The organism is Candidatus Hydrogenedentota bacterium (genome assembly GCA_019637335.1).
In the GTDB taxonomy this organism is placed as follows: Bacteria; Hydrogenedentota; Hydrogenedentia; order Hydrogenedentales; family JAEUWI01; genus JAEUWI01.
In genome coordinates, this window is record JAHBVV010000006.1 from 254,399 (window position 1) to 262,918 (window position 8,520).

The window sequence follows — 8,520 nt, forward strand, 5'->3', positions numbered from 1 at the left end:
GCTCCGGGCTGGCCTTTGGCGGCCCGCGCGGGGTATACTGTGGGGGCAGCGGTGGAATACCGTCCCCATCCCGGCTGTTATGCGTTAACAGCCGTGAATCTCCCCCACTTTCAAAAGGTTAACGCCCGCGCCATGAATCTTCGCGACGTTCTGGACAACGAAATCCTCGCCCGGGTTGAAAAGCCCTCGCGCTATCTCGGCAACGAGTTGAACAGCACCCGGAAGAACCCGGAGGATGTGGAACTCCGCATCTGCTTTTTCTTCCCCGACCTGTATGAGCTGGGGCTGGGCAATCTCGGGCTGCACATTCTCTACGCGCAGATGAACCGGTTGGACTGGGTGTGGGCGGAGCGGGGCTACACGCCGGGGCCGGATATGGAAGCGATCCTTCGGGAGCGCGGGCTGCCGCTGTTCATGCTGGAATCGAAGGATCCGCTGACCTCGGCGGACATGATCGGCTTCACGCTTCAGTCCGAGCTGACCTTTACGAACATTATCAATGCCCTGGATCTTGCGGGGCTGCCAATCCGCAGCGCGCAGCGCGACGATTCGATGCCGCTGATTTTCGCGGGCGGTCCGGCCGTGTTTAATCCGGAGCCGATCGCACCGTTTATCGATTTCTTTGTGATTGGCGACGGCGAGGACGCGATGATGGAGATCGCGGAGACGATGCGCGGGCTGAAGGGGGTGAGCCGCCGGGAACAGCTTGAGGCGATGGCCCTGCTGGAGGGCGTCTACGTACCCGAGCTCTATCCGTTCGAGACGATGCCGGACGGACAGATTCTCCCCAAGGAGGACGCGCCGAAGATCGTGAAGCGCCTGGTGAAGGACATGGACGGCGCGTCTTTCCCGACGAATTACATCGTTCCAAACGCGGCGCTGGTGCACGACGGCGCGGGCCTGGAAGTACTCCGCGGCTGCACGCAGGGATGCCGTTTCTGCCAGGCGGGGATGGTGACGCGGCCGGTGCGCGAGCGCTCGATCGAGAACATCGACAAGCTCATGGAGCAGACGCTGGAGAACACGGGTTTCGACGCCGTTTCGCTGATTTCGCTTTCCACGTGCGATTTTTCGATGCCGCGAACCCTGGTGAAGATGGCGGCGGAGCGCGGGCACAAGGACAACGTATCGATTTCGCTGCCCTCGCTCCGGCTGGATTCCTATGCGGTGGAATTGTCGGACATGGTCGCGGGCGTGCGGCGCAGCGGGCTGACGTTTGCGCCGGAGGCGGCGACGCCCCGGATGCGCGCGGTGATCAACAAGTTTATCCCGGACGAGGAGCTGCTGCACATGTCGGCGGAGGCGTACGGGCGGGGCTGGGACCATGTGAAGACGTACTTCATGATTGGCCTGCCGACGGAGCGCGACGAGGATGTGGAGGCGATCGCGGATCTGGCGATCCGCACGGTGCGGGAGGGGAAGCAGATCAATCCCCGCGCGGCGGTACGCACGGGCGTATCGACGTTTATTCCGAAGCCTTTTACGCCTTTTCAGTGGGCGGAGCAGATTTCGATCGAGGAGACGCACCGGCGCCAGGAGATCCTTTTTCAGAAGTTCCGGGGCCAGCACGGGATCAAGTTCGGTCGGCATGACCCGAAGACGTCGTTCATTGAGGGGCTTTTGAGCCGGGCGGACCGGCGGGCGGCGGACCTGATCGAGGCGGCGTGGAAGAATGGCGCACGACTGGAGACGTGGGAGGAGCATGTCAATTTCGCGGCGTGGGAAAAGGCGGTCGCGGATGTCGATTACGACGTGGCGGGGCAGTTCCGCGAGCGGGATGTGAACGAGCGGCTGCCCTGGGACCACATCGACATTTTGATTCCGAAGGACTGGTTCCAGAAGGACTGGCGGAACGCGATGGAATTGAAGTATGCGCAGGACTGCCGCGCGGGAAAATGCCATTTGTGTGGCGTGATCTATCGCGAGCGCGAACTGTGCAAGACAATGCTGAAGCGCCAGAAGGCGGGTCACCAGCAGGAAGAGGCGACGTGGGAGGGCTACACGCCGGCGTTTACGGAGCAGCCGGATCCGGTTCAGCGGGTGCGCTTCCGGATCGGGCGGAGCGGCGAGGCGCGCTTTCTCTCCCACCTGGAGTTGAAGGATGCGTGGTTCCGGGCGCTGCGCCGGGCGAAGGCTCCCATTGCGTACACACAGGGATTTCACGCACAGCCGCGGGTGACCTTCTCCACGGCGTGCCCGGTGGGCGAGGCGAGTCGGGGCGACTACATGGACGTCATGCTCAAGGAGTATGTCGACGAGGAGGCGTTGTATGCGCGCCTGCAGGAACGGGTTCCGCCGGGCCTGCATGTATTCGCGTATGAATCGCTTCCGCTTCGCGGCGAGTCCTTGATGAGCCTGGTGGACGGCTTTGAGTACAGCCTGCGGACGGTGGCGGCTCCGGCGGACTTGCGCGAGCGGGTGGCGGCGTTGCTGGCGCAAGAGGAAATCCTGGTCGAGCGCAAGGTGAAACAGCGCAAGCCGAAGAAGGGCCGGGGCTGGAAGCGGCGCGAGAAAACGACGGCGGAGATCGATATCCGGCCGATGCTGGAGTCGCTCGCGGTAACGCGGCAGGACGGCGCGCACGCGGTGCTTTCCTTTGCGACGCGCGACGAGAACGGGCGGCTGGCCAAGCCGAAGGATATCATGGCGCTGCTGGGCCTTCCTCCGGAGCACACGCAGGTGACGAAGGAGAACACGCTGTTGCGGGAAGAGCGTGCGCGGGCGCTTGCGTGAGGATTGGTGTGCGGGGCGCGTAAAAACGGGCGGGGATGCGTGTTTCCCCGCTAATCGGATTCGATCCGGATGTATACGAGTCGCTTTCCCTTTTCGGCGTCGGAAACCTGGAGCCAGATTCGTGCCTCCGGCTCTCCGGCCCAGTTTGTACTCCAGAAATAGTATTTGGCGTCCTTTTGCCTGGCGGGTTTCCACCAGGAAAGCTGGCGCATCACGCCGGATTCGCCGGATCCGCCCTTGTCGAAGGTGTCGCGATCGCTGGCGCCGGCGCGGAAGTCTGGCGCGACTTTTTGCGCGTCGGCGAGCAGCCGCTGGAGGGCGGCGGCGTCGAACTCCACCTTGGACTGAATGAGCACTCTGCCCTGATGGGCATTGCCATGGTACTCAAGGGGATACATCCTTCGGGCCATGGAGACCTGCATGGCCTCGTCCCAGCCGCGCGGAAACAGGTAATGCGCGAGCACGGCGACGGTCTGGACCCCCTGCCGGTCGAGCGTTTTCGCGGCGGGCTTGGACTTCCTGCCGGTGGATTCGCAGGCGGGCAGCAGGGCGCCGGCGGCGGCCATCAAGGTCGCAACCCCAAACATACGGCGGCTGTAGTTCACGTCAACCTTCCTCTCGCCGCGGCTGGCGGCTCCAATGCAGCCGGTATCCTAGCAATCCGTGGCGGGCGGATTCACGCAATAAATTACGCGGGTTTCCATTTGGGTCCATGAGGCGTTAGAATAACACGGTCACCATCGGGACAGCAGCGGGCGGGAGGCACGAAAGGAAAACCGATGCGAAAGACCCTTGAATCACCTCAATCGCGATGCCGCTGGCGCTTGTATGCCGTTGCCGCGTGTATACTGCTGTGCGGTTCCCTGGCGGCCGGCGCTCAGGACCGTCTGGTCATTGAGCCCGGCGCGGACCTTCCGGAGCCGGTCACGGCGAGCGATCCGCAGATCCCGGCCGAGGTGCTGGCGCTGCAACTCAGGCCGTTGACGGTGACGGAGCTGACGAGCGAGAAGAACGCCTGGATGGCGCTGGTGCGTGCGAAGGTGGCGGAAATCTCCGGCCGGGAAATTGCGGTACGCAGACAAAACGCACAAATTGCGGCCAAGAAGGAGGTTGTGGATGCAGTCGCAGATGCCCAGAAGGCCATCGAGAAGGCGGGGAACGCAGGGACAGCGGCGCCGGCGTCGGCTGCGGACGTGGCGCGCGCCGCAGTTGAGGAGGCGGACGCCAAGATCCAGAGGGCGGTAGCGTCGGCGGGCGCCCCGGAGATATCCGCGGATATTCGGGGGGCTTCCGAATCGGGCGGCGACGCCCTCGCCCAGGTGGCGGATACGGTCACGCAGACGATCGAGGCGGCCCAGGAGGAGAAGGGGGCCGCCCTTAAGGAAATCTCCACCCTGCGCACGGAACGCGCGGCGCTGGTGGAGCGTTTGCGGCTGGTCCTGGACGAGTTGGAAAGAAAAGGCGGCGCGGCGCACGAGGAGCGCTACTACCTCCGCGCGGTGTCGGGCATCAGCGTTGACGTATCCGACCAGGACGCGACGCGCGCGGCGGTAATCGGCTGGCTGACGTCGGAGGAGGGCGGGCTGCGCATTGCGTGGAACCTGGTGCAGTTCATCCTGATCCTTCTGGCGGCGTGGATGGTATCCCGGATTGCCGGCGGACTCGCCCTGCGGGCGCTCCGGGTGAACCGCCGGCTTACGACCTTGATGCGGGATTTCCTTTCCGTCACGGTGCGGCGGATCGTATTCGGGATCGGCGTGATTCTGGCGCTGTCCGCGCTGGAGATTGACACGGCTCCGCTTCTGGCGATGATTGGCGCGGCGGGCTTTGTGGTGGCATTTGCGCTGCAGGGGTCGCTGAGCAATTTCGCGAGCGGCATCATGATCCTGTATTTCAAGCCGTTTGACGTGGGCGATTGGGTGGAGGTTTCGGGGATATCCGGCAGCGTGGTTTCACTGAACCTGGTCTCGACGACAATCGCGACGGGCGACAACAAAAAGGTGATCGTGCCGAACAATTCGATCTGGGGCGACGTGATCACGAATGCGACGGGCACCACGCAACGCCGGATTGACATGGTGTTCGGCATTGGGTACGCGGATGATATGAACCAGGCGCAGGCGATCCTGGAGCGGATCGTGGCGGAACATCCGGCGGTGCTGGCGAGTCCGGAGCCGGTAATCCGGCTGAACGAGCTGGCGGATTCGTCGGTGAATTTCATCGTGCGTCCGTGGGTGAAGACGGCGGATTACTGGCCAACGTATTGGGATATTACGCGGAAGGTGAAGGAGGAGTTTGACGCGCAGGGCATTTCGATCCCGTTCCCGCAGCGGGATGTGCATGTGTACCACGAGACGGTTGCGCGGGTGGATTCGGAGCGGGAGGCGGTGGAGACGGGTTGAGGGGGCGGCGAATGTATGAATCGGTGGCCGTCCGGGCGCGTGTCCGGGCGGCCATTTTCGGCTTATGGGGGAGGAGCGTCGCCGTTTCAGGGCTCGATGTTGCGGGGTGGCGTTACCCAGGGTTCCGCTCGTTCGCGCCTTTCGGCGCGGTGGACAGCCGGGACGGCTATCCTACATTTTTTCCCGTGCGGGAAGCTTCGCGAGCCTGTCGCGCCTTTCGGCGCGGTGGACAGCCGGGACGGCTATCCTACTTTGTTGGAATTACAGGCGGGCGGCGAGGAGGGCGCGGCATTCCTGGTAGTAGGCGAGGACATCCTGCTTGCGGGGGAAATCCTCCAGCGCTTCTATCACCGCGATCTGGGCGTCCAGGCGGTCGAGGAGCCAGGCGACGGAGTCCGCGTTCGTTATGGGCTCGCCGTTGCGCAGGACGTAGACCGGGTTGGTGTGGGCTTCCGCGTCGGGCAGGCCTTCGACCTGCTCGCCGTGGGCGCGGGCGGCGATCCAGGTGGAGCCGTTGATCGGGACGCTGACCTGTCGGGTCAGGTCCTGCGGAAGCCGGTCCGGGCTGGCCGCGAATCGCTCGACGATGGCGCCGTTGGCGATGATCTGGATTTCGCGGATTGGGGCGACTTCGGAACGCGCGCGTACGCTCACCGCGACCTCCGCCACGCTGGAATCGACGGTTAGGGTCTCCCCCGGTCCCGCGCCATTCACGGTGAGTTCGAGCATGGGGCCGGTGGTGAAGAAGCTGTGGCCGGCGACCGCGGCGTCAATCCAGGCGCGCATGGATTTGTCCTCTCCGAGGCGCACGTAGGTGCGGCAATCGCCGAGGGCGCGGCAGTAGGGGAAGTCACTGGCGCCGATGGCGGGAAAACGGAAGCCGGCATTGAGAATGTGGCGCCAGCCTTCGAGGCCGATGCCCCGGTAGACCGCGAACTGGAGGAGCTCGACGCCGTCGGTGGCGCCGGGGATGTAGTCGGCGTAGATCTCCTTCTCGTAGCCGCCGTGGGCGTGGAAGGCGACGCCATGGAGGCGGCGGGCCTCCTTCGCCACTTCCGCGAAGGTGGGCCATTCGTCGACCCGCAGGACCTGATGTTTGAAGACGAGATCATCGGCCATCAGCAGGAGGATATGCCCGAAGGTGGAGTTTCGGTATTCATAGCCCGAGCTGACGCCGTGCGCGCCGCGCCAGACCTCCGAGCTCTCCCCCATGCCCCGCAATTGCGGCCATTCCTGATCTGCCGGGACGCCGTTAAAGGTGCGGGCGTCGTTCATACCGAGGAGGAATCCGTAGCGGATGTCCTCCGCCGCGACGAGATCGAGCGCGCGCTCTTCCTCGGCGGCGTTGCGGCGGTTCAGGTGGATGTGCGGATCGCCGGAAAACCAGCCTTCGGCGGCCATGTCGAGGGTGCGGGCGATGGAAACGGTGACGTCGCGTGCGGCGCTGGCTTCCAGGGTGATGCTTTCCCGTACGGGACGGTATTCGAGGCCTTTCCAGACCTCGATGGTGGCGGTTCCGGCGGGAACGCGGATGGATTCGTCGCCGTCGCAGTAGAAAAACCAGCCGTAGTAGCGGAAGGGGCCTTTTTCCTTTCGATTGCCGAGGCGATGCAGGCTCCACGGGCGCAGGAGATGAGCGTCCGGCTCGTAGTAGTGGCCATCGGGCCCGATTACGTTCACGCGGCAGAAGGTGGGGTCGCCGGTGGCGGCGTCCACAACGCGCAGGCGCAGCGTGGCGGTATCGGCGCCGTCGGCGATGCGGGGTTCGCCCGGGGAGGGCGCGCCGGGGGCGGTGTGGATGAGGGCTTCGGCCTCGGGGGAGACGGGTTCAAGGGGGCCGTGGACGCCGTCGTGGGCGCGGGTGAGGGGCGCGGCGATAGAGAGGAAGGCGAGCAGGATGAAGCGTGATTTCATGGCGCGATCTCGTCGTTGGGGTGGTTTCCAAGGCATGGTAGCCGATTGGGGGTTGGCGTTGGTAGGGGTTTGCGGCGGTTTTGCGGATGGCGCAGGGCAGCCTTGGGCCGCAACGGAAGAAATGATCACCACGAAGGGCACGGAGGGCACGAAGAGAAATGGAGAAGGGCTTTAACCGCAGAGAACGCAAAGAGCGCAAAGGGTGATTATTTGTGTGCGGATGGTGTGGGTGGTTGAGTGGCGGCGCGAATTTTTGACCACGAATGGACACCAATGCACACGAATGCTTTGGGAGCGGCCGCAGTCCGTGATCCGGAATTGTGCCCACGGATTGCACTGATGACACGGATAGAAAATAATTTCGGTCGTAGGGGTATGCAGGCGGTTGCGTGTTATATCCGACGCGTCCTGTTCGGACTGTTCAGCATCGGAATGGTAGCGGAGTTGATCGGGCGGCGGATTGAATTGGGAGCCACAAAGAGCGCAAAGAACGCAGGGCAGCCTCTGGCCGCAACTTAAGAGATGATCACCACGAAGGGCGCGAAGGGCACGAAGAGAAATGGAGAAGGGCTTTAACCGCAGAGAACGCAAAGAGCGCAAAGGGTTGTTTTTGTGTGCGGATGGTGTGGGTGGTTGAGTGGCGGCGCGAATTTTTAGCCACGAATGGACACCAATGCACACGAATGCTTTGGGAGCGGCCGCAGTCCGTGATCCGGATTTGTGCCCACGGATTACACTGATGACACGGATAGAGAATAATTTCGTTCGTAGGGTATGCAGGCGGTTGCGTGTTATATCCGACGCGGCCTGTTCGGATTGTTCAGAATCGGACTGGTAGCGGAGTTGATCGGGCGGGGGATTGGATTTGGAGCCACAAAGCGCGCAAAGAACACAAGGAAATTGACTGATGACCGCGGGATTGAGCGGGTATCTTCGGCCCGAAGGGCTGGCGCGGTTTGGATTCGCCCTGAAAGGCTTGATGATGCACCGATGGCGGACAGCGCAGCTGGGGTGATCGTGTGCATGTGAGCCCGAATAGGGCGTCCAGGTAGCCGATCGGCTATACGATTCCCGTCAACAACTTGTGCCTTGGCGCGCCGGAAGATCTTGCACGGAAAACGGGGTGCAGTTCTGAGATTACCGATGAATTACGAGCGCTATGGAGCGGGCCTTCAGCCCTCATCACCTGTTGGATCCCTTGGCCTGGGCCGATGGCCCAGGCTGGTTTGAAGCAGGCCTTCGGCCCTGAATTTCGGTAACACTTTAGCGATCTGAAGTGCGGAACAGTATTTGTTTTTACTGATGGAGCCGGTGTGCATGGAACGCTGGCGGGCCGCCGGCGCTCCATGGTTGTCTTGCGCCGGGGGCGCAATGCCGGCGGGCCGCCGGCGCTCCATAGTTGTCTTGCGCCGGGGGCGCAATGCCGGCGGGCCGCCGGCGCTCCATGGTTGTCTTGCGCCGGGGGCGCAAT

Annotated in this window: 4 protein-coding genes; 2 read left to right on the plus strand and 2 right to left on the minus strand. The window is 63.4% G+C overall.

All coding sequences use genetic code 11. The annotated features are described in order from the left end of the window. The first annotated feature begins 132 nt into the window (after nucleotides 1–132). Complete coding sequence (locus KF886_09965; GenBank protein MBX3177675.1) at nucleotides 133–2,733, plus strand: TIGR03960 family B12-binding radical SAM protein; 2,601 nt, start codon at nucleotides 133–135, stop codon at nucleotides 2,731–2,733. A gap of 50 nt (nucleotides 2,734–2,783) precedes the next feature. Here KF886_09965 and KF886_09970 read toward each other — a convergent pair whose 3' ends face one another. Further along, nucleotides 2,784–3,338, minus strand: a complete 555-nt coding sequence (locus KF886_09970; protein ID MBX3177676.1) for a hypothetical protein — start codon at nucleotides 3,336–3,338, stop codon at nucleotides 2,784–2,786. Between the two features lie 174 nt (nucleotides 3,339–3,512). Here KF886_09970 and KF886_09975 point away from each other — a divergent pair, with 174 nt between their 5' ends. Then, nucleotides 3,513–5,135, plus strand: a complete 1,623-nt coding sequence (locus KF886_09975; GenBank protein MBX3177677.1) for a mechanosensitive ion channel family protein — start codon at nucleotides 3,513–3,515, stop codon at nucleotides 5,133–5,135. A gap of 261 nt (nucleotides 5,136–5,396) precedes the next feature. On the opposite strand, the gene KF886_09980 is transcribed toward KF886_09975, so the two are convergent. Next, nucleotides 5,397–7,049, minus strand: coding sequence for a CehA/McbA family metallohydrolase (locus KF886_09980; GenBank protein ID MBX3177678.1), 1,653 nt, complete (start codon nucleotides 7,047–7,049; stop codon nucleotides 5,397–5,399). Between the last annotated feature and the right edge of the window lie 1,471 nt (nucleotides 7,050–8,520).

Coding starts and splice junctions, on each gene's coding strand:
- KF886_09980 (MBX3177678.1), bottom strand. CDS start 7,049: ATGAAATCACGCTTCATCCTGCTCGCCTTCCTCTCTATCGCCGCGCCC.
- KF886_09965 (MBX3177675.1), top strand. CDS start 133: ATGAATCTTCGCGACGTTCTGGACAACGAAATCCTCGCCCGGGTTGAA.
- KF886_09975 (MBX3177677.1), top strand. CDS start 3,513: ATGCGAAAGACCCTTGAATCACCTCAATCGCGATGCCGCTGGCGCTTG.